We start from the raw sequence: 20,508 nt of genomic DNA, 5'->3' as shown, positions 1-20,508 counted from the left end.
CTCAATCGCATAACGAATGATTCAACCGGTGGCGTTCACGGGCGCCGACCCGGGCTTGCACGCTCTCCCCATGCGCGCCAGGGTCGGGCCCATGAACTCCGGTGTGTGGCAGGCCTAGCCTTGCGGCTGGGCCTGGCCGTTCAATTCAAGGATTAGCGAACCACCGACAGCGCTTCGCGGGCGCCGCCCTTGTAGGTGTAAAGCGTCAGGGCGCCGTTCTTGATGTCGCCCTTGGCATCGAAGCTGATATTGCCGGTCACGCCCTTGTAGTTCTCGGTCTTGGCCAGCACCGGCAGGTACTTGACCGGGTCGGCCGAGCCCGCCTTCACCATGGCGGCCACCAGCACGCCCACCGCGTCATAGGAGTAAGGCGCGTAGACCTGCACTTCCAGCTTGGTGGCGGCGCGGAAGCGGGCGCGGAAGTCTTCCATCGCCTGCTTCTGTGCAGCGTCAACACCGCCGGCTTCGGCGCAGAAAACTTGACCATCGGCCATGGTGCCGGCCGCCAGCTTGGGTAGCTCGGCGGTGCAGATGCCGTCGCCACCGATCAGCTTGGCATTGATGCCCAGTTGCTTCATCTGGCGCAGGATGGGGCCGGCCACGGCGTCCATGCCGCCGAAGAAGATCACATCGGGCTTCTTGGCCTTCAAGCTGGTCAGGATGGCGGTGAAGTCCGTGGCCTTGTCATTGGTGAACTCGCGGCCGACGATCTTGCCACCCGAGCCCTTCACGCCTTTTTCGAACTCATCGGCCACACCTTGGCCATAGGCGGTGCGATCGTCAATGACGGCGATGGATTGGCCCTTCAAGTCTTTGGCGGCGTAGCGGCCGAGGGTGCCGCCCAGGTGCACGTCATCCGCCACCACGCGGAAGGTGGTTTTGTAGCCGTTGCGGGTGAACTTGGGGTTGGTGCTGGAGGGCGAGATCTGCGGAACACCGGCGTCCGAATAGACCTTGGAGGCAGGGATGGAGGTGCCCGAGTTCAAGTGGCCGACCACGCCGTTGACCTTGGAGTCCACCAGCTTTTGTGCGGCTTGCGTGCCTTGCTTCGGATCGCCGGCATCGTCTTCGCCCAGCAGTTCCAGCTTGACCTTTTTGCCGCCGATGACCACGCCCTTGGCGTTGAGCTCGTCGATGGCCATGCGGGCACCGAGTTCATTGTCCTTGCCCAGGTGGGCGATGGCGCCGCTGGTCGGGCCAACGTGGCCGATCTTCACGACTTCTTGTGCGCCGGCGGCTTGTGCGGCCAACAGGGCGGCTGCGCCCAGCAGAGAGAAAGTGAAAGTCATCTTCTTCATGGTCTTCAGTCCTTGGTGAGAGATCCGCGCTTCTTTTTTCAAAAATGGGCGGCGGTGGTGGGTGAAAGGATTTACTGCGCTTGAGGGCTTGATGTGGCTGCGGAAGCGCTGGCCGCTGCCGGGGCCTTGAGCCCTAAGATCCAGCGCGCTGCGGCGCTGGCGAGTTCGGGCGTTAGCTGGCTGTTGGCCGGCATTGGCACGCTGCCCCAGCGGCCGCTGCTGCCGTCCTTGATGCGCTGCGCCAGCTGAGCGGGGGCATCGGGCTGTGCGGCATAACGCTCTCGAATGGCGGCAAACGAGGGGCCGACCAACGTCTTATCGCTGGCATGGCAGGCCATGCAGGCGTCAAAGGCGCGCCAATCTGTGGCCGGGGCGGCCTGGGCTGTGCTGCTGGCCAGGCTCAGCATCAGCAGGCCCAGCTTCAAGCCTGCGGCGAGGGAGAGTCGCCGCGCCATCATTTCGGCAGGCCCATCACGGGTTTGCCCAGCAGCTCAGACGAGGTCACATAGATGCCGTGGTTGGAGAAGACCCAGACCAAATTGCGGTCCCATTCCACAAAGATGCTGTGCACCGGGTTGGGCAGGGCGCGGATGCTTTGGGTCTGGCCGTCCTTGACGGGGATCTCGCCAATCATCTTGGGCGTGAAGTAGCCGGCGATAACAGGCTTGGCCGGGTCCTTCAGGTCAAACATCTGCATGCCGGCGTTGTAGTAGCTGTAAGGCATGTAGCGCGAGCTGGGCTTGCCGGGCTGGACTTGCGCATAGCCGCTGCGCTTGGGGCCGAAGCTGCCGCGACGCTGGCAGAAATCGGTGAAGGGCGCCGCTTTGTCAGGCACTGGACGCGGCAGGGTATGGGCGATCTTGGGGTTTTTGGGATCGCGCACATCGATGGCGTAGATGTCCTTGAAGGGTTCGTAGCAGTCCTCGCTCATCGGGTAGCCGCTGTAATAGACCATGCCGGTGGACTCGACCTTGCTGACGTCGATGTTGTCGCCCTCGGTGCCGGTCACGCTCATCGGCATATCGATATGGGCCACCTGCTTCATATTCTTTGGATCGCTGATGTCGATCACATAGAAGCCGAAGCCGCCCATCGCTGCATAGCCGTACTTGCCACCCTTCTCGACCGGCGTGGGGATGAACAGCGGCATGCGCGCGCCCATCCACGAGGTCTTGTTGCCGGCGCGCGGGTTCTTCTTGTATTCCTCTTCCTCGCCCAGGCGTGAGCCCGGCGCCCACCACATCGACAAGCGCTTGGGCTCGCTGGGGTTGGACACATCGAAGGCCAGCTGCCCACCGGCGAACATATAAGTCTTGTACTCGGTGTTGGCGAAGGTGTCGTCCGGTGCGCCGGCGACGAAGAGGTACTGGTCACCGTCGTAGACCGGCACGTCCTGGCAGCCGGAACCTTGTTGCACCGGCTCTTTGGCCGAGTGATAGGGGTCCAGCGAGGTTTCGCTCAGCAGCTTCCAGTCGGTCCACTGCGGGCTGGTCACTTCAAACATGCGGAAGCCGCGCAGCATCTTGCGCTCGCGCAAGGCCTTCACCTGGTCGGGGTTGCCGTACTTGTTCCAGACCACGCCATAACGCGGCGTCTCGTAGCACTGCACCGCTATCATCTTGTCGAGCTTTTTGTTGTACTTGACGGTGAAGGGGCCGAACTGGTGCTCGCCGCCCTTCACATCAAAGTACTTCTTGGCGACCAGCTTGACGTCCTTGGGATCGGTGATGTCGAAGAGGTTGTAGTGCCAGGTTTCGTAGTCGTAGAGGTAGCGGCGGCCTTGCCAGTCGAAGCTGGCTTGCCAGCTGTGGCCCGCGCCGGCCACGAAGGGGTAGAAGGCTTCTTGCTTGAAGTTCTTGGCGTAGGTGTTCTGGTCCAGATAGGGCAGACTGCCTTCCACCGGATGCGCGCCGTAGGCGTCTGGCGTTATTTCCGGCATCTTGAACTTGCCGGTCTTGGCGTCGTAGCCATAGCTGCCGGGGGCGGGGTGAGCCGGCTCGCCGGGGAGCAGGTTGTGGTTCAGTGGCTTGCCCGGAGGCGCGTCTGGGGCGTTCAGATTGGCGCCGGACTTGGGGGCTTGGGCCAGTGCCGCACTGCTCAACAAGGCGGCGCTCAGCAGCAAGCTGGGTTTGAGTTTCAGCATGATGGTCTTGGCTTTCTTTGCGTGTGTTTCGAGCAAATAGATCAGAAGGCGTGGCGCAGGCCAAACATATAGCCCTCGGGGTTCTCGCCGGCCTTCGGTGTCAGGCCCCAGTCAATGGGGTATTCAGCGCCGGCGCTGCCGGGGGTGCCATTGCGCACCGTGCCGTAGGCGGCGTACAGCGTGGTGCGTTTGGAGAAGTGATAGGTGGCACCCAGAGTCACGCCGGTGGCGTCGGCCAAGGCGCCGGTGGCGTCATCGCGGCGCACCACGCTGGCGAACAAGCGAATCTGCTCGTTCACCGAGATTCGGGTACCCAGCTGCAGGCTCTTGCCATGCGTCTGGAAGTCCACATAGGGCGGATAGGCGTAGTAGCCGTTGTAGTCGTGCAGGATGGCGGTCAGATCGAAACTGCCGATGCGGTACACGCCTGAGACATAGGTGTCGCGCGAGGTCTCGTTCTGCTTTTTGCTCTTGTCCCAGATATTGCTCTTGTTGTGGATGTCATTGGCCACGCTCAAGAACAAGGGGCCGTTCCAGTAAGACGCGCCGACGCTGATGACGCGGCCGTTCTTGCTGTTATCGCTTTCTTCCTTGCCGGCCGTGACAGTGGCGCGGACCTGGAATCCGCCAGCGAACTTGGCCGAGTTGAAGGAAATGGCATTCGACTCGCGCCAGGGCGCATAGAACACCATCATGTTGTTGACCGGGCTGTAGGCGGAGCCATAGCTCGGGTCGGCGTAGCCGTACAAGTGGTAGGACGAGAGGTTCAGGCGGCCCAGATTGATATCGCCCCAGTCCTTGTGCGCCAGTTGGATATAGGTCTCGCGCGAGTTGGCGTCCATGGCGCCGGTGTCGGGCTTGAGGATCATCTCGTGGCGGATCTTGGCGGACAGGCCGTTGCCCAGGTCTTCTTTGGCGGTGAACTCCAGCCGCGAGGTGGTCAGACCACCCGGGCTGACGCGATTCAGTGTCTTGCCGCCGGAGCTGATGTGCTCAAGCGCGGCGTCGACATAACCAGAAATGGTCACTTGCGCCAGGGCTGGCGCGCTGGCCGTCAGTGCGAGGACGGCCAAGGCCAGAGGGTTGCGAAGTGTGGACAGGTTCTCTCTCACGGGAATCTCCTTCGAGGGGCTGGAACAGGGTCTGCCGGGGGAGCGGTAGGGGCTTTAGGGGGAAAAGGGAGGGGAGCTAAATCAAATTCGGGTGGACACGGGGTGGGTGAGCGCCGGGCTCAGGTGACGGCTTTCTTGGCCATGAACTCGGGCTTTTGCCAGTCGCCGCTGGACATCACGTCCTTCAGCAAGGCAATGGCGTCCCAGACGTCGGCGTGGCTCAGGTAGAGCGCGGCAAAGCCGAAGCGCAAGATGTCGGGCGCGCGGAAGTCGCCGATCACGCCGCGGGCGATCAAGGCCTGCACGATGGCGTAACCCTGCTCATGCGTCAGCGACACCTGGCTGCCGCGCAAGCCGTCTTCGCGCGGCGTGGCCAGGCCGAAGCCGTACTCGCTCAGCTCCTGATCGACCAGGCGGATGAACAGCGAAGTCAGCGCCAGGCTCTTGGCACGCAGCTGCTGCAGGTCGACGCCGTCAAAGGCGGTCAGCGCCGCTTCCAGCGCGAACAAGCCCATCTGAGGCGCGGTGCCGACCAACATGCGGTCGATGCCGGGCGCCGGCTCATAGCTCTGACCAAAAGCAAAAGGCTTGGCGTGGCCGTGCCAACCGGTGATGGGCTGACGCAGCGCTTCGTGATGGCGCTCGGCCACAAAAGCGAAGGAGGGGGCGCCAGGGCCGCCGTTCAGATACTTGTAGCCGCAGCCGACGGCAAAGTCCGCCTCGCAGCCATTCAGATCGCAGGGCATGGCGCCGGCCGTGTGGGCCAGATCCCAGATCACCAGCGCGCCGACTTCATGCGCACGGCGGGTGATGGCGGCCATATCAAAGGTCTGGCCGCTCTTGTAGTTGACATGGGTCAGCGTCAGCACCGCCACGTCTTCATTCAGCGCGGCCATCACCTCGGCAGGCGCCACAGGGCGGTGCTGCACGCCACAAAGCTCCGCCACGCCGCTGGCCACATAGGCGTCGGTGGGGAAGTTGCCGTTCTCGCCCAAGATGGTTTTGCGGCCGGGGCGCAGGCGCAGGGCCGCGACCAGCAGCTTGAACAGATTGACCGAGGTCGAATCGGCCACGATCACTTCGTTCGGCTTGGCGCCAATCAGTGCCGAGATGCGGGCGCCAACACGCTGCGGCGCCGGGTACCAGTCGGCATCGTTCCAGCTGCGGATCAGACCGACGGCCCATTCCTGCTCGATGGCTTGCTGCATGCGGCTGGGCACGGCGCGCGGCATGGCGCCGAGCGAATTGCCGTCCAGATAGATCACGCCCGGGGGCAGGGCGAAGCGCTCGCGGCAGGCGGCCAGCGGGTCTTTGGCGTCGAGCGCCAAGCAGTCTTGGCGAGAGATCAGGGAGTCAGCGGATGTGGAAGCAAGCGTCATGGTTGGGTTGCTGTGCAGCTGTATTAGCACAGGCTTTCATGTATACAACGAGGCCAGTCTATGTTTTGTTTTTCAGATTTATTACCAAGCTAACCCTACCCACTTCCGTTTGGGGTAAATTCATCCCCGCTTCTATGCAATTGAGGTTTTCTTATGCAAATCGAGATCGATGCGACCGATCGGGTGTTGTTGAAAGCGCTGCAAGACAACGCGCGCCTCACGACCTCGGAGCTGGCGCAGCTGACGGGCATGTCGCAGTCGCCCTGCTGGCGGCGCATCAAGCGCTTGGAAGACGCTGGCCTGATTGCCGGCTACAACGCGCGGCTGGACCGCCGTGCCCTCGGCTATGGCGTGATGGCGTTCGTCACCATCAGCATCGACAGTCAGGATGAAGACCATTCGCTGGAGTTCGAGCGCGCGGTGCGCGACATCCCCGAGGTGGTGATGTGCCACGGCGTCTCGGGCCCGGAGGACTTTGTGCTGGTGGTGGTGGCGCAAGACCTGGACAGCTATTCGCAGCTGATGCAAACCAAGCTGCGCCGCCTGCCCGGAGTGAAGATGATGCGCACGAGCTTCTCGATGCAAGAGGTCAAGGGCCTGGACGGCATGCCGATTCCAGAATGAAGTCGGCCTCGTTCACCGCTTTGGATGTTTGCACCCCATGGAAGCTTCAATGATCGATGAGCGCGCCGGGCCCAGCGATGGCTCGGACTTGGGCGGCGCCCTTGTGCGCAGCTTGGTGCTGTATTCGGTGGCCGAGGCCCAGGCGGGCCATGTCCGCAAAATTGCCGTGCAGGCGCGGGGCAAGCGCTTTGCGGTCTCAGACGATGGCCGTGGGCACTCGACCGGCAAGACCATCGATGGCACGCCCTATTTGTCTTTCATCTACGAACACCTGGCCTATCCCTTCGGCTTGAGCGCGCCCGGTGCCGTGCAACTGCAGGGTTTGGGCATGTCGCTGATCAACAGCCTTTGTGAGGAATTGCTCGTGCAAGTGCGGCGCGGCGAGCAGCAAGCCAGCTATCGCTACGCCCACGGGCGGCTCTTGCAAAAAACGCTGGAGCCCGCGCCGGGGCAGGCTTCGGGCAACAACTTGCGCGGCCGACTCTGCGCGGCGCTGGCGGCGCATCCCATTGATGAGGTGGTCTTGGGACAGTGGTTGGAGGGTTTGCGGCCTAGCCTGCCGGGGGTGTGCATTCGCTTCAATGAGGAGGAGCCGGCCTGAGGCCGCCCTTGTCATTCAGGGCTCGTAGAAAAACCCTTCGAGATAGGCCGTCGCCACGTCCGAGAGACCAATGATTTTGTCGGTGGCTTGGCGATAGAGCTTGAAGTTCAGCTCCGTCTCTGGGCGACCGTCGTCCCATTGCGTGAAGCCCTTGAGCTCTACCCGTCCGAGCGTTTGTCGAGCGAACGCTGTCCGCGCGATGATGAGGCTGACGCGCGGTGTTTGCCGCTCTACCCCGATCAGGCGCGGGACGGATTCGGCGGCTATCACGCAGCCCTTCGCCACCAGGCCCGTTCCGCCTGAGTTCTCGCTGGCGAAGAGGTAGACCGTGTCGCCGGCTGTGATGGCCTTGCCGCCGTACATGGTCTTCTGGCGCAAGAACTGCCATTGCTCGGACTGCAAGGTGCGGAGCTCGGTCTTGATGGCGTAAACGCCGGGTCTGGCCATCTGGCCCGGCACAGAGGCCTGTTGCAGGGTGGAAGCCTTACTCATCCTTCAGCGGCAGTTCGGGGAAATGGGATTGCGCCACGAAGATGGCTTTGCCGCTCACAAAGACGCGATAGCGAGGGCTCTGAGGCCCGCCAAAGGGAATCTGGTCTTGCCAAGGGCTCAGCCCCAGTTCTTGCAGCTGGGTGCTCAAGGCCTCGGCCCTTTGCTGAGAACGAAAGAGGCCGACGCAGTGATCGTGCTGCAAGGACAAGAGGTGTTGCAAGAAGAACTCGCAAGCCTCATCCTCGCGCTCCGAACTGAAGATCGGTGGGCCCTGCCGGCCGCGCTCGGTGTAGAACACCTGCCACTGCTTCGCTTGGAGAACCAAGCAGTAAGCGTCGGAAGCGCCGCCGCTGTTGCCAATGGCGTACGAGCTGGGTTTGCAGCCTTCTTCCTCTAGGCGGCGAGCTAGTTCAGGGCAGTTCAAGAGGTCTGTCGAGCCTGAAGGTCATGATGGCGCGAATCTTAGTGGCGTCTGAGCGTTGAGAGTTTCGACCCGGATCCGGCTGATTCGCTCCCAGAAAAGCTTTGTAATCAAGAGGCGAGGCCGTGTCTCCGTGTCTCCGTGTCTGTTTTGCACTTCATTTTGAGTACTGGAACTTTGGGCCGGTATGCAGGGAAACCGGGCCGCCTGGCATGGACTGCGCTTGGCACAATGGCGCTTCACTTCCAGATCAGCCCGGCCCGTCTTCCTTGCATCAGCGCTGCGGCCCGGCGCGCTTCAGTCGCCCAAGGCTTGGGCGACTCCATTCAAACGCAAAGCATTGTTATGACCTCCGCCAACACATCGCCGCAGCCTCTTGACGAACGAGACCTGGCCACGGTGCGCCAGCTGTACTCCGAAGCGCAAAACTGGACGCGCCACTACGAGCAGCTGATCGTGAATGCCAATGTGCTGATTGTGTCGGCCTGCCTGATCTTTGTAGGGCTTGCCTTTGGTGACAAGGTGACCTTGACTCAAGCGCTCGCCATGATGGCCATTCCGATTGGGATGGCTGTCATCGGCATGGTTCTGACGCAGACGCTTTTCAAGCTCTATGCGGCGTGTATCGAGCGCATGATTCGCTTCGAACGCCTGCTGGGCTGCTTCGATGCGAGCAAGTTCCAGTCGGTGGACCATCAAGGCCCCTTGCTTTCGGTAGACCTGATGGCCTTGCCAGTCAAAGCGCCAACGTCGGTGCGCTTTTTCATCGGCATGCATGGTTTCTTGATCTTGGCCTACTTTGGCATTGCGGGCCTCAAGTGCTTGTAGGCGGATCGGGGCGAGGACTCAGCGGTCGAGCGAACTTGCTGTGCCAGCAGATGCCTAGAGGCTGAAGAGCGTAAGCCAGGTCATGCTGCCCAGGCCGGCAGTCAGCCGGATTTGCCGCATCCTGTTTGCCCCAAGCCTTCAGCGCAACATGCTCCACAACATCCGGCTGCCCAACAAAAGCAGCAGCACCGCGAAGCACTGCTTGAGCCGTGCCACCGGCAGCGCGTGGGCCAGCTTGGCGCCGAAGGGAGCGGTCAAGACCGAACCCAGGGCCACGCCGGCCAGGGCCGGTAGGTAGACATAACCCAGATGTGGAGCGGGCAGGGCTTGGGGGCCTTGTTGCTCGACCAGATGCAGGCCATTGAGGATGTAGCCGGTGGCGCCGGCCACGGCGATGGGGAAGCCCAGCGCGGCCGAGGTGGCAATGGCCCGGTGCAGGGGCACCCGGCACCAACTCATGAAGGGCACCGACACTGAGCCGCCGCCTATGCCCACCAGGCTGGAGAACACACCGATGCCCGCGCCCACGCCACTCAAGCCCCAAGTGCCGGGTAGATCGCGGCCGGCCGAGGGCTTCAGGTTGAACAGCATTTGCAGGCCCACATAGAAGGCAAACACGATGAACACCGCCTTCAGCAGCGGCGTAGACATCTGGCTGGCCACCCAGGTGCCGGCCAGGGTGCCGACCAGCAGGGCGGGACTCAGGCGCTTGACCAGGCCCCAGTCCACTGCGCCGCGTTGGTGGTGGGCGCGCACGCTGGAAATGGAGGTGAACACAATGCTGGCCAGCGAGGTGCCCAAGGCCAGGTGCGCAATGCTGGCCGCTTGGGCCTCGCCCCAGGGCAGGGCGCTGAAAATCCACACCAGCATAGGCACGATCACAATGCCGCCGCCCACGCCCAAGAGGCCGGCCAGTACACCGGTACAAGCTCCCAGTGCCAGGTAGGCCGCCAGCTCATTCATTCCCACACCCATTGCCATCTCCATCACTCACAACACCTTGCAGGCTTGCTCAAAACTCAGGCGCGGCAAGCGATCAAACAGCGCCGCAGGGTCACCATAGCCCAGATTGCAGATGAAATTGATCGCCAGTTGTTCGCCTGCATCACTGTTCGAACCCGAGTCTGGGCCAAAGAACTCAGCCTCCACGCCTTCGGCATCAAAGCCTGACATCGGCCCGCAATCCAGGCCCAAGCCGCGGGCCGCCAGCATCAGGTAAGCGGCTTGCAGGCTGCTGTTGCGAAAGGCCGTGGTCTCGCGCAGTGCCGTGTTGGCGTCAAAGATGCCGCGCGCCGTGGGGCGGTGCGGAAACAGCTCCGGCAGGCGTCTTTGAAACTGCCGGTCATAGGCCAGCAGCACCGTCACTGGTGCGCTGCGAGTCTTCTCCACATTGCCGGGCAGCAGATGCGGCAGCAAGCGCGCTTGCGCTTGTGGCGTGCACAGGAACAGCAGACGCAGTGGCGCGCAGTTCATGCTGGTAGGCCCCATCTTCATTTGCGCATACAGCTGATGCAGCAGCTCGGGTGCCACGGGCCGGTTGAGCCAGCCGTTGTGGCTGCGCGCCTCGCTGAACAGCAGGCGCCAGGCAGCGGGGTCAAGTCTTGACTCGCTCATGGGGTCGCAGCCCTGTCCATCGCCGCGCAGAAAGCCGTGGCGGTGATTTCGATGCGCATATGGGGGTGCGGCAACTGGTGCACGGCCACCGTGGTGCGGGCCGGGCCTGTGGCTTCGTCGAACACCTCGGCATAGGCGCGGTTATAGGCCTCGAAGTCGCGCATATCGGTCAGGTAGCAATTCAGGCTGACGCAGTCGCTCAAAGCCGCGCCAGCCTCTTGCAAGGCCTTGCGGATCTTTTCGATCACGACGCGCGTCTGCAGCGCCACGTCGATCTGCAGCTCGCCATCGGCCAGCTGCGTCACGCCAGCGCAGCCGCCATCGGCCTGGCGGGCGCTCATGCCAGACAAGAACAGCCAGTCGCCGCAGCGGCGCAGGCTGGGGTAGGCGCCCAAGGGGCGGATGCGGTCTTCGATCATGTCAGCGCGCCACCAAGGAAAAGCCAATGCCGGCCAGATCCGCTTGCAGCTGGGCGGCCTGCTCAGCAGAGAGCGGCTGCAACGGCGGGCGCACGCGCCGCCAAGCCGAATCGCTCAAGCCCTGGGCCAACACCTCCTTCAAGGCCGCAATCATCGGCAGGGCCTGGACGATCTTGCGAACGCCGTCCACCTCGGCCTGCAGTGCCGCGCCCTTGGGACTGTTCCATTCATTCACCAGGCGGCTGATGCGGCCGGGGTTGATATTGACCGTGGCCGAGATGCAGCCGCGCGCGCCCAGCGGCCGGGTCTTGGAGATCAAGCTTTCGGAGGCTGGGAAGATCTCCAGCGTGGGGAAGCGGCTCAGCATGGCGCTCAGGTTGTCCCAGTCGCCCGAGCTGTCTTTGATGCCGACCACGGTGCCGGGGAAGTCGCGCAGCAGGCGCTCGATCACCGCGTGGCTGATGGGAACGCCGCTGAGCGCGGGGATGTGATACAGATAGAGCTTGAGCCGCGAGTCGCCAATACGCGCGATCACATCGGCGTAGTAGCCGTAGAGCCCATCGTCGCTGATGCCTTTGTAGAAAAAGGGCGGCAGCATCAGCACACCGGCACAACCCAGCTGCAGCGCCTGACGGCTAAGTTGAGCGGCTTCGGGCGCGGCACAAGCGCCGGTCCCCGGCAGCATGCGCGAAGGCGGCAGTCCAGCTTCTACCAGGTGGGCCAGCAGGCCCATGCGCTCGGTGGCACTCATGGAATTGGCTTCGCTATTGGTGCCAAAAGGGGCCAGGCCCGCGCCTTCGCCAATCAGCCAGCGGCAATGCTGGATGAAGCGGGCCACGTCGGGGTTACCGTCGGGCAGGAAGGGCGTAATGACAGGCGCGAACGCACCCGTCAGTCCGCCGCTCCTTGAGAGCTGGGCGTCTGATTGCATGGGGATGACTCCAAGAATAAAAAAGAGAAAGAGAAGGCGCGCGGCCTTGTGGTCCCTATGAAGGGCAGGGCGGCAGGCCGGCCGCAAAGTCCAGCAGCTGCTGGCCGAACAGGCGGTCATCGTCACCGCTGTCTAGGTGCGCCACGATGGAGGTATGGTTGTGCGCGGGCACACAGATCAGGCGCGGCATGCGCCCCAGCGCCAGGCCGGCGCGGTGGCAGAACTCGGCCGCATACACATCCAGCCAAGGGTTTTCGAACTCGGCCACGGCCAAGAGCGTGGGCACCTTCAGGCGCGCCGCATGGCTGACGGCCGAGCCGGCTTCATAAGCGGCCGGGTCATCGCCATAGTAGGCGCGCACGCCGGCGGCGTTCGGGTTGTCGGTGCGCACATCGGCGCGCAGGCGGGCACTGATCAAGACGGCGCCGGCGATCTCCGCCTGCGGCGGCGCGCACAGCGGGTCGCACACATAGCTGGCCACATGCGCGCCACCGGAGGAGTGACCGATCAAGACGATGCGCTGCGCATCACCGCCAAAGCGCACCGCATGCGTGCGCACCCAGCGCACCGCGGCGGCCACGTCCCGCGCGCCAGCCGGGTAGGGCGCCTCGGGCGCCAGCCGGTATTCAACGTTCACGCCCAGAAAACCGTGGCGAGCGAAGAAGCGCGGCACATTGCCATAGACCTGCGCATTGCTGTCTTTTTGCCCACGCAAGAAGGCACCGCCATGGACGAAGACCATGATGGGCAAGCGCGCGCCGGGACTCAGCGCGGCAGCCGCTTGGTACACGTCCAGCACCTGGCGAGCGTGCTCGCCATAGGACAGATCGCGGCTGACTTGCAGACCGGCCAGCGGCCGCGCAGCCAGCAGCGGCGTGTAGGCGCGGACCACTTGGTCGCGATGCGCGTTGATGTCTTGCGCCCAAATCGGGCCGATGCGCTGCAAGAGCGCGGCCGGCGATTCAGCGGCGAGCGCTTCAGTGTCCATCGGCAAATACGCCCATCAGGCTGGAGAGTTGCGCGATGTATTCGCCATAGCGCGGGTCGGCCTTGATCTCGGCCGGGTGACGCGGGCGCGGCAGGGTTATCTTGATTTCTTCGATGACGCGCCCGGGCCGGCCCGACATCACGACGACGCGGTCCGACAGGAACACGGCCTCGGCAATGCTGTGGGTGACCAGCAGCACGGTCTGGCGCAGCTCTTGCCAGATTCGCAGTAACTCGACATTCAGACGGTCTCGGGTCAGCGCGTCGAGCGCGCCAAAAGGTTCGTCCATCAGCAGGATCTGCGGGTCCAGCGCCAGGATCTGGCCGATGGCGGCGCGCTGGCGCATGCCGCCCGAGAGCTGGTGCGGGTGATGGTTCTCAAAGCCCTTCAGGCCCAAGGTCTCGGTCAGTTGCGCCAGCTTGGGCGCCAGTTCGGCCTCGGGCAGTTTGCGCAGCTTGGCGCCCAGCGCCATGTTTTGCGCCACCGTCAGCCAGGGCAACATATTGCTGCTTTGAAACACCACGCCGATCTCGGGGCTGGGCCCCTTGACCACGCGTTGATTGACTAAGACCTGCCCACCTTGGTAGGGCGTGAGCCCCGCCACGATGCGCAGCAGCGTGCTCTTGCCGCAGCCGCTGGGGCCGAGGATGGAGACGAACTCGCGCGGGGCAACGGTCAGGTCCACCTCTTCCAAGGCCTTGACCAATTGCTTGCCAGCGAAGGTCTTCAAGACCTGGCGCACCTCGATGGCAGGTGCTGCTGTGGAGGTCGCGCGGGTCGCGGATGTCTGTGGAGATGGAGATGCCAGATTCATGGGACGCATCACTCAGAAGGAAATCTCAAAAGGAAATGCCACGCCACCAGACGGCGCGCGCTAGGCGCTCGACCAGCCAGTACAAGAACACGGCCAGGGCGGTGATCACCAAGATGGCGGCGAACATCAAATCGGTTTGCGCGTTCGCGGTGGCCAAGGTCATCAAATGGCCCAGTCCCTCTTCGGCACCGATGAACTCACCGACGATGGCGCCGATGACGGCCAAGGGCATGGCGATCTTGATGCCGTCGACAAAGGCGGGCAGGGCGGCCGGCACTTGCAGGCGCCAGAAGCGGTCCCAGCGCGAGGCCCCGAGGGCGTGGAAATGCTCATCCAAATTGATGGGCACATTGGCCATGCCGCCCAGCGTGGCCACCACCACCGGGAAGAAGGCGAACAAAAAGGTTGAGGCCAGCTTGGACGCAAAGCCATAGCCGAACCAGACAATCATCAGCGGCGCCAAGGCGATCTTGGGCATGCTTTGCAGCGCGGTGATCAGCGGGTAGAGCGTGCGCCGCGCCAAAGGGCTGAGGTGAATCAACACGCCCATCAAGACCCCGCCCAGCACGGCGGCGGCAAAGCCCGCCACCACTTCCAAGAGCGTGATCCAGGTTTCGCTCAGCAGCATCTCGCGCTGCTCCCAGCCTGCCGCCAGCACCGCGCTCAGCGGCGGCAGCAGATAACGGCGCACGCCCAGGTAGCCGACGCCGTATTCCCACAAGGCCGCCAGCAGGCCCCAGAAGATCAGTGTCTCCAGCCAGCGCTTCATCAGGCGGGCTCCTGCTCGTCGGCATTGCTGGGCGCCGGTTTGCCACTCTTGGCTGCCACCACGGCAGCTGGCGGCGGCACTACAAAGCGGGCAAAGCGGTACTGGTCGAAGGAGTCGATATTGCGTTCCCAGACTTTGGACTCATAGGGCTGCTCGGGCGTGATCTGTGTCATCTCGCAATACAGCTCGACGTTGTTGCCGTCCGGGTCTTTGAAGACCAGAAACAGGTTCTCGCCGGGGCCATGCTTGCCGATGCCGCGCACGATTTCGATGCCGCGCGCCTGCAAAATCTTGACCGCACGCTCCATCTCGGCGACGTCGTCCACCAAGTAGGAGAAATGCTCGAGCCCTGGGCGGTTGTAGCGCGGCAGGTCTTCAAAGTCCGAGCCGGCCGGCAACTGCGACAGCGCCAGATCATGGTGGTCGCTGCCGGCGCGCAGGAAGACCATTTGATCGCTGATCCAGTCGGAAACGGTCAGCCCCATCACCTCGGTGTAGAACTGCACCGACTTGTGGATGTCGCGCACCATCAGCACCAGGTGGCCGAGCTTGCGAGTTTGGATGCGGTCGCTCATGGGAGTTCTTTCAGTCTTTGTTCGTCGTGCGGCATCGTCAGTCGACGATGAAGCGATTGGTGTAGACCTCGCCGCCGCGCACTGCGGTGGTCACTTGAAAGGCCTGCTTGGCAAATTCGATGGTGCCGTGCATGCGGTCGGCACGGATGTAGCCGGTGGCTTTGTTGTCGGCGCCGGGGTCGCTGATGATGGCCAGCGTTTCTTTGATCTGCGCCAGCAAAATCGGCTTGGCCATCAGCTTGTTGCTGGCGGCGATCAGGTCCACCGCTTCGGCCGGGTTCTGGCGCATGTACTCGTAACCCCTGTAAGTGGCTCGCACAAAGCGCTTCACCAGATCGGGGTTGCTATTGATCAGTCTTTCGCTGGTGACAATGCCATTGCCGTAGATGTTCAGATTGAAGTCGCGGTAACGCAGGGCGCCCAGCGTCTTGCCCTCGCGCTGCACCAGCGCGTCGAGCAAGGGCTTGTTGGCACCTTCCCAGCATTCCGCCAGGTCGATCTTGCCCTCCAGAAACGAGGGGTTGATCACCGACGGGTCCAGGCGCAAGAGCTTCACATGGCTGGCAGGCAGGCCGTTCGCCGCCAGCCAGGCCGGCACGATGTTTTGTAGCGGCGAGGCCGCGCCGCCGCCAATGCTCAGCCCCTTCAGGTCGGCCAGCTTGCTGATCTTCTTCTTGGGGCTTTCCAAGAAACACAGCGCCGCCGGCCAGACCGTGTTGATCGCACCCACCATCACCGTTTTGCCGCCGCTGGCGCGGTTCAGCATCACGCTGATCGGGTCGCCATAGCCAAACTCGAACAGGCCTTGGTCGATTTCGTTGACGGTGCGCTGGCCGCCATAGCCGCGTTGCGTTTGCAGCTCGATGCCGGCCTCGCTGTAAAAGCCCTTGGCCGCGGCCACTAAGACGCCTCCGGTGCTGCCCTGCGGCAACCAGGCGAGGTTGAAGCGCACTTTGTCCAGGGCCAAAGCTTGCGCACAGCTCAGCGCCAATCCGGCGCAAAGCAGGCCGGTTCGCCAAAAAGTCTTGCTCATGCGTGTCCCCTCCTGTTGTTGTCAGCGTGGCGGCGGCTTCAGTTTGGCCCTAGGCGAGCGCTGTTGCCTCGGCGGCGACCACCCGGTTGCGGATGCTGCCGATGCCCTCAATGCTGGCAATCATCACATCTCCGGGCTGCAGGAAGACGCCGCGCGCCATGCCGACCCCGGTTGGCGTGCCGGTCACGATCAAATCGCCCGGCCTTAAAGTCAACATCGAGGACAGGTAAGCGATCTGTTCGGCGATATTGAAGATCATGCCGGCGGTGCTGTCGTCTTGCATCATTTGCTCGTTGACCTGCAGGCGCATGCGCAGCTGTTGCGGGTCGGCAATGCAGTCGCGCGGCACCAGCCAGGGGCCCATGGGGCCGAAGGTGTCGAAGCTCTTGCCGCGAAACCAGTCGTGGGTGAAGGGGTAGTCGCTGCGGCGGTTCAGGTCGCGGGCGCTGATGTCATTGAAGACGGTGTAGCCGGCAATCACCTCATAGGCCTGCTCGACCGAGACATGGCGGCATTCCTTGCCGATCACCACCCCAAGCTCCACCTCCCAGTCCAGCTTTTGCGTGGAGGCGGGTTTGACCACGTCTTGCTCGGTGGCAATGACGCTGCTGTCGGCCTTCATGAAGACATAGGGCGAGCTTTCGCTGCGTGGCGCCAGCTCGGTGCCCATTTCCTTGGCGTGCTCGTAATAGTTGGAGGCGGCGCCAAAGATGCGGCCGGGGCGGTAGGGCGTGCACAGGCGGTAGGCGGCGGTGGCCAGCGGCGCCAACTCACCTTGGGCCGCCCGTTGTGCGACCTGCTCGGCCAGCGAGGCGATGGCCTCGGCGCTGTGCGGCCATTGCTCCACCGCCTCTTGAACGCCGCTTTGCAGCGGGTGCTCGCTCAAGCCGCAAGCCTGCAGCGCGGACTGCACATCGTACAAACGCTCGTTCAGCACCAGGGCGGGGCGGGGGCCAAGGCCCGCATCGTAAGAGGCCAGTGCATACCAGTTCATCGGCGGTCCGTTCGTGTCTAGCGGTGGGAGGTTTGCAAGCTCGCAGAACAGTCGATTCAGCGGTCGAATCGCTGTCTGGCTTTGCTGTCTTGCTTGCGTGTTTTGAATACAATAACATTGCCATGTATACATAACAAGCGATTCAGGGTATCTCCTGAGTCTGGGCGGGTGTCGATGCTGCGCAATGGCTGTGTGGTGCGGAATCCGTCATGCCGGAGAAGCCCTGATGTGCGAAAACAGCCGCCCCACGCTCTTGATCTTGATTCCCTTGCAGCCTGCCTTTGTGGCGGAGCTTGAGCGGCATTACCGAGTGATTGAAGCCCAGGAGGGGCCGAACGAAGCGCTGTGGGTGCGCCTGCAAGGACATGCGGTGGATGCCGTACTCAGCAATGGCAGCGTGGGTTTGAAGGCAGAACACATGGACGCTTTGCCGGGCCTGCGTTTGATCAGTGCGTTTGGCTCTGGCTATGAAGGCATCGATGTGGCCGCAGCACGCGCACGCGGCATTCAACTCAGCCATGCGCCGGGCATCAACAACGCCACGGTGGCTGACCATGCTTTGATGCTGATGCTGGCTTTGGCGCGCGGCATCGTGCCGCTGGATCGTGCGGTGAAGTCGGGTGCCTGGCTCAGCAGCCGGGCCGAGCGCCCGACCTTGAATGGCCGTCGCCTTGGCCTGTTGGGCATGGGCAATATCGGCCAGCAGATTGCACAGCGAGCACTGGGTTTTGATATGCAGGTGGCCTATTGCACCCGCCAGCGGCGCGCTGACTTGCCTTATCGCCATATCAACGATTTACTGGGCCTGGCCGAGCAATCCGACTATCTGGTGCTGGCCTGCCCCGGCGGCGACGCCACCCGGCATTTGGTGCGCCGGCCGGTGCTGCGGGCCTTGGGGCCGCAGGGCTTTCTGGTCAATATCGCGCGCGGCTCGGTGCTGCACACCGGCGACTTGATCGCCGCCCTGCAAGCCGGTGAGATCGCCGGCGCCGGACTGGATGTGCTGGAGACAGAGCCCGAGGTGCCGCCGGAGCTGCGCGGCATGCCTCAGGTGCTGTTGACACCGCATGTGTCGGGTCGCTCGCCGGAAGCGCAAAGAGCGCAGCTTGATTGCCTGTTGGCCAATCTTGACGCCTGCTTTGCGGGGCGTCAGCTGCCGAATGGATTGACGAACGCGCTTGCGCTTTAGTCGAGAAGCTCAGAGTCCGTCTCGATTCGCCTTCAGCTCAGGATGGCGCAGGGCCGGCGCTTCAGAGGCGCCCACCACATCTTTGGCGGCACCGCCCCAGCCGTGATCGGTGAGGTCGATGATGACGCCGTTCGGGTCTTTGTACTTCACCTCGTAAAAGATATTGCCCTTCACGGGCACTTCGCCCATGTAATAGCTGCCGCCCGCGGCCTCGCAGTCTTGACGGGCTTGGCCGATTTCATCGACCCAAAAGCCGATGTGATGCAGACCCACATAGTCACGTCCGCGATCGCCGGCAGCTTGGTCGGTCTTGTAGTTCAACAGGGCGACGCACATCACGCCGTCGCTCAGGTAGACGCCGCGCGCCAAGGAAGAATCGGTCTCGCCGACCTTCTTCATGCCAAACGCCTGCTCGTAGAAGGGCGCTACTGCCCAAGGGTCGGGTACAGAAATTGCGAGATGACGCAGCTTGCCAGCCATGATGGCCTCCAGTTTTAAGAAAGTGTCGGAGTGACGTTGGGTTGAGGAGATGGGAGAGGGGAGTCAGCAGCAGCGGTTCGGCAATCGTTTGATGGCAGGACTGGCCCGCACCGGATTGCCGCCCGCGCCGCATAGTTCGCATGTATACATCAAACAATATGTGTATGCAACAATGTGCTTTGGCAAAGCACTTGTGCGCGCCACCGCTAGAATCGCAGCCAATCCACGGCTTAGCTGCCGTGGCGGGCTTTCTTGGCCCTTCTCGCCCCTTTTCACTCCCTGGCGTAACGCTCAATCACAGCAGGAACTTTCATGGGAAATGCATCCTCAGGCATCTGCCGCAGCCTTACCGAAGACATCGTCAGCGGCAAACTGCCGCCTGGGCAGAAGCTGGAGGAGTTGGTGCTGGCCGAGCGCTTTCAGGTTTCACGGACGCCGATCCGTGAAGCCTTGCGCGAGTTGCATGCGCGCGGCTTGATTGATCTGCAGCCGCGCAAAGGCGGCATCGTGCGCAGCATTGGCCTGGCCGATCTGTCCGACATGCTGGAGGCCATGGTGGAGCTGGATGCGCTGTGTTGCCGCATCAGCGCTGAGCGCATGAGTGCGGTGCAGAAGAAGCAGCTGGCCATGGTGCAGCAGCAAAGCGAAGACTGTGTGGCGCGCGGCGACGAGGCCGGCTATTTGCAGCTCAACCACCAGTTCCACCAGCTGATCAGCGCCGGCGCGCAGAACCGTTCGCTGACGGCCATGCTCGACGGCTTGCGCGAGCGCCTGGCGCCCTTCCGTGCCGCGCAGACCAAGGTTGAGCGCCGCTTGTCGGTCTCGCATGCCGAGCATCAGGCGATTCTGGCCGCCATTCAGGCCGGCGACGCGGAAGCCTCTTACGAAGCGATGCGCAATCACACGGCGCGCTTGAGCATCAATGTGATTGATCTCTTGCGTCAGCAGCAAGAGGGCGGCAGCGCAGCGCCTGCGGCTTCCGGGTCAGATGTCGGCTCGGCAGTCAATAAGCCCGCAAGCAAGCCCGCAAGCAAGGCCAAGCCGGCGAGCGCGCCCAAGCTGGCAAGCAAAAGCGCAGGCAAGGCGGCGGAGAAAGTCACCGACCAGGCGCCAGCCAAAGTGGTCAAGAGGCCGGCTGCTGCGGCAGCGAAAGCAGCGAAACCAGCCCAACCGGTGAGCGCGCCGCGCAAGCGCGCCTGAAGCCGCGCCAGAGCAGCCCGTGAATGACAGGAATTCCGACAATGATGATGATCGAAAAGTTTGAAAACATCGTGGCCACCTTGCTCGAAGAAGAGGGCTTTTGGGTGCGCCGCGGCTTCAAGGTGAATGTCTCGCTGGAGGAGAAAAAGCAAATCGGCAAGCAATCCAGCCCTCGCCCCGAGATCGATATGCTGGCCTTTCATCTGGGCCGCAACGAGGTTCTGGCGCTGGACGTCAAGGCCTATCTGGACACACCCGGCGTCAAGCTGGCGCAGCTACAAGAAGAGCATGAGGTGCCGGCCGGTCGCTACAAACTCTTCACCTCTGAGCGTTACCGTCAGATTGTGCTGACACGCTTGAAGCAGGACCTGATCGGCTTGGGCATGGCCAATGCTGAGACCCAGGTCTTGCTGGGCATGGTGGCCGGCAAGGTCAACCAGGGCCAGAGCGAGGCGATCCGCGAGCACATGAACGAACGGGCCTGGATGTTCTGGTCACCCGATGATGTCAAGGCCCGGGTGGCCAAGCGTCAGCAACAGGGCTGAGGCTTGTCTCGGCTTACTGAGGGTTCTCCGCTGCAGAAGCTGCAGAAGCTGGGCTTGAG

The 20,508-nt window shown here is 63.0% G+C and carries 24 protein-coding genes; 6 read left to right on the top strand and 18 right to left on the bottom strand.

The features are described from left to right. Nucleotides 1–152: 152 nt before the first annotated feature. The 5 genes from LNV06_RS10820 to kynU form a co-directional block, all read right to left on the bottom strand. The gene (locus tag LNV06_RS10820; RefSeq protein ID WP_263538355.1) at nucleotides 153–1,289 is read right to left on the bottom strand and encodes a branched-chain amino acid ABC transporter substrate-binding protein; all 1,137 of its coding nucleotides are present in this window, start codon (nucleotides 1,287–1,289) and stop codon (nucleotides 153–155) included. Between the two features lie 80 nt (nucleotides 1,290–1,369). After that, a complete protein-coding gene (locus LNV06_RS10815) occupies nucleotides 1,370–1,756 on the bottom strand; it encodes a c-type cytochrome (RefSeq protein ID WP_263538252.1) in 387 nt (128 codons plus the stop codon). Beyond that, the gene (locus tag LNV06_RS10810; protein WP_263538251.1) at nucleotides 1,753–3,441 is read right to left on the bottom strand and encodes an LVIVD repeat-containing protein; all 1,689 of its coding nucleotides are present in this window, start codon (nucleotides 3,439–3,441) and stop codon (nucleotides 1,753–1,755) included. Before LNV06_RS10810 ends, LNV06_RS10815 begins: the two co-directional genes overlap by 4 nt. A 41-nt stretch (nucleotides 3,442–3,482) precedes the next feature. Next, nucleotides 3,483–4,553 (bottom strand): porin, encoded by a 1,071-nt coding sequence (locus LNV06_RS10805; protein ID WP_263538250.1) that lies wholly within the window; start codon nucleotides 4,551–4,553, stop codon nucleotides 3,483–3,485. 119 nt (nucleotides 4,554–4,672) lie between these two features. Further along, nucleotides 4,673–5,902, bottom strand: a complete 1,230-nt coding sequence (gene kynU / locus LNV06_RS10800) for a kynureninase (RefSeq protein ID WP_263538354.1) — start codon at nucleotides 5,900–5,902, stop codon at nucleotides 4,673–4,675. Between the two features lie 183 nt (nucleotides 5,903–6,085). Here kynU and LNV06_RS10795 point away from each other — a divergent pair, with 183 nt between their 5' ends. Together LNV06_RS10795 and LNV06_RS10790 are read left to right on the top strand one after the other, a co-directional pair. After that, entirely contained in the window at nucleotides 6,086–6,556 is a 471-nt protein-coding gene (locus LNV06_RS10795; RefSeq protein WP_263538249.1) for an Lrp/AsnC family transcriptional regulator, read from the top strand. A 37-nt stretch (nucleotides 6,557–6,593) separates the two neighbouring features. Continuing rightward, nucleotides 6,594–7,157 (top strand): ATP-binding protein, encoded by a 564-nt coding sequence (locus LNV06_RS10790; RefSeq protein WP_263538248.1) that lies wholly within the window; start codon nucleotides 6,594–6,596, stop codon nucleotides 7,155–7,157. Nucleotides 7,158–7,172: 15 nt separating this feature from the next. Here the strand turns inward: LNV06_RS10790 and LNV06_RS10785 are convergent, their stop codons facing one another. Beyond that, nucleotides 7,173–7,604, bottom strand: coding sequence for a hypothetical protein (locus LNV06_RS10785; RefSeq protein ID WP_318013478.1), 432 nt, complete (start codon nucleotides 7,602–7,604; stop codon nucleotides 7,173–7,175). A gap of 37 nt (nucleotides 7,605–7,641) precedes the next feature. Further along, nucleotides 7,642–8,073, bottom strand: coding sequence for a hypothetical protein (locus LNV06_RS10780; RefSeq protein ID WP_263538246.1), 432 nt, complete (start codon nucleotides 8,071–8,073; stop codon nucleotides 7,642–7,644). A gap of 342 nt (nucleotides 8,074–8,415) precedes the next feature. Here LNV06_RS10780 and LNV06_RS10775 point away from each other — a divergent pair, with 342 nt between their 5' ends. Next, on the top strand, nucleotides 8,416–8,898 hold the full coding sequence (locus LNV06_RS10775) for a hypothetical protein (RefSeq protein WP_263538245.1): 483 nt from the start codon (nucleotides 8,416–8,418) through the stop codon (nucleotides 8,896–8,898). Between the two features lie 138 nt (nucleotides 8,899–9,036). Here LNV06_RS10775 and LNV06_RS10770 read toward each other — a convergent pair whose 3' ends face one another. From LNV06_RS10770 to LNV06_RS10725, 10 genes are read right to left on the bottom strand one after another with little or no spacing between them, the layout of a single operon-like run. Continuing rightward, entirely contained in the window at nucleotides 9,037–9,873 is an 837-nt protein-coding gene (locus tag LNV06_RS10770) for a sulfite exporter TauE/SafE family protein (RefSeq protein WP_263538244.1), read from the bottom strand. Nucleotides 9,874–9,888: 15 nt separating this feature from the next. Then, entirely contained in the window at nucleotides 9,889–10,512 is a 624-nt protein-coding gene (locus LNV06_RS10765; RefSeq protein ID WP_263538243.1) for a malonic semialdehyde reductase, read from the bottom strand. After that, on the bottom strand, nucleotides 10,509–10,931 hold the full coding sequence (locus LNV06_RS10760) for a RidA family protein (protein ID WP_263538242.1): 423 nt from the start codon (nucleotides 10,929–10,931) through the stop codon (nucleotides 10,509–10,511). The genes LNV06_RS10765 and LNV06_RS10760 overlap by 4 nt, the downstream gene beginning before the upstream one ends. 1 nt (nucleotide 10,932) lies before the next feature. Then, nucleotides 10,933–11,862, bottom strand: coding sequence for a dihydrodipicolinate synthase family protein (locus LNV06_RS10755; RefSeq protein WP_263538241.1), 930 nt, complete (start codon nucleotides 11,860–11,862; stop codon nucleotides 10,933–10,935). A gap of 55 nt (nucleotides 11,863–11,917) precedes the next feature. Next, nucleotides 11,918–12,850, bottom strand: a complete 933-nt coding sequence (locus LNV06_RS10750; RefSeq protein WP_263538240.1) for an alpha/beta hydrolase — start codon at nucleotides 12,848–12,850, stop codon at nucleotides 11,918–11,920. Continuing rightward, on the bottom strand, nucleotides 12,840–13,664 hold the full coding sequence (locus LNV06_RS10745; protein ID WP_263538239.1) for an ABC transporter ATP-binding protein: 825 nt from the start codon (nucleotides 13,662–13,664) through the stop codon (nucleotides 12,840–12,842). Before LNV06_RS10745 ends, LNV06_RS10750 begins: the two co-directional genes overlap by 11 nt. A gap of 25 nt (nucleotides 13,665–13,689) precedes the next feature. Then, the gene (locus LNV06_RS10740) at nucleotides 13,690–14,433 is read right to left on the bottom strand and encodes an ABC transporter permease (RefSeq protein ID WP_263538238.1); all 744 of its coding nucleotides are present in this window, start codon (nucleotides 14,431–14,433) and stop codon (nucleotides 13,690–13,692) included. After that, complete coding sequence (locus LNV06_RS10735; RefSeq protein WP_263538237.1) at nucleotides 14,433–15,008, bottom strand: VOC family protein; 576 nt, start codon at nucleotides 15,006–15,008, stop codon at nucleotides 14,433–14,435. The genes LNV06_RS10740 and LNV06_RS10735 overlap by 1 nt, the downstream gene beginning before the upstream one ends. Nucleotides 15,009–15,045: 37 nt before the next feature. Then, nucleotides 15,046–16,041 (bottom strand): ABC transporter substrate-binding protein, encoded by a 996-nt coding sequence (locus tag LNV06_RS10730; RefSeq protein WP_263538236.1) that lies wholly within the window; start codon nucleotides 16,039–16,041, stop codon nucleotides 15,046–15,048. Between the two features lie 49 nt (nucleotides 16,042–16,090). Continuing rightward, nucleotides 16,091–17,035, bottom strand: a complete 945-nt coding sequence (locus tag LNV06_RS10725; RefSeq protein WP_263538235.1) for a fumarylacetoacetate hydrolase family protein — start codon at nucleotides 17,033–17,035, stop codon at nucleotides 16,091–16,093. Nucleotides 17,036–17,261: 226 nt separating this feature from the next. Here LNV06_RS10725 and LNV06_RS10720 point away from each other — a divergent pair, with 226 nt between their 5' ends. Beyond that, nucleotides 17,262–18,224, top strand: coding sequence for a 2-hydroxyacid dehydrogenase (locus LNV06_RS10720; RefSeq protein WP_263538234.1), 963 nt, complete (start codon nucleotides 17,262–17,264; stop codon nucleotides 18,222–18,224). Nucleotides 18,225–18,233: 9 nt separating this feature from the next. On the opposite strand, the gene LNV06_RS10715 is transcribed toward LNV06_RS10720, so the two are convergent. Next, nucleotides 18,234–18,704 (bottom strand): VOC family protein, encoded by a 471-nt coding sequence (locus LNV06_RS10715; protein WP_263538233.1) that lies wholly within the window; start codon nucleotides 18,702–18,704, stop codon nucleotides 18,234–18,236. A gap of 312 nt (nucleotides 18,705–19,016) precedes the next feature. Here LNV06_RS10715 and LNV06_RS10710 point away from each other — a divergent pair, with 312 nt between their 5' ends. Then, nucleotides 19,017–19,904, top strand: a complete 888-nt coding sequence (locus tag LNV06_RS10710; RefSeq protein ID WP_263538232.1) for a GntR family transcriptional regulator — start codon at nucleotides 19,017–19,019, stop codon at nucleotides 19,902–19,904. A 41-nt stretch (nucleotides 19,905–19,945) separates the two neighbouring features. Continuing rightward, a complete protein-coding gene (locus LNV06_RS10705) occupies nucleotides 19,946–20,449 on the top strand; it encodes a hypothetical protein (RefSeq protein ID WP_263538231.1) in 504 nt (167 codons plus the stop codon). Nucleotides 20,450–20,508: the final 59 nt, after the last annotated feature.

The sequence above is a fragment of the Paucibacter sp. Y2R2-4 genome (genome assembly GCF_025717535.1).
Lineage (GTDB): Bacteria > Pseudomonadota > Gammaproteobacteria > Burkholderiales > Burkholderiaceae_C > Paucibacter_A.
The sequence above is the reverse complement of the archived record's forward strand: the minus strand, read 5'-3'. Positions and strand labels throughout refer to the sequence as shown.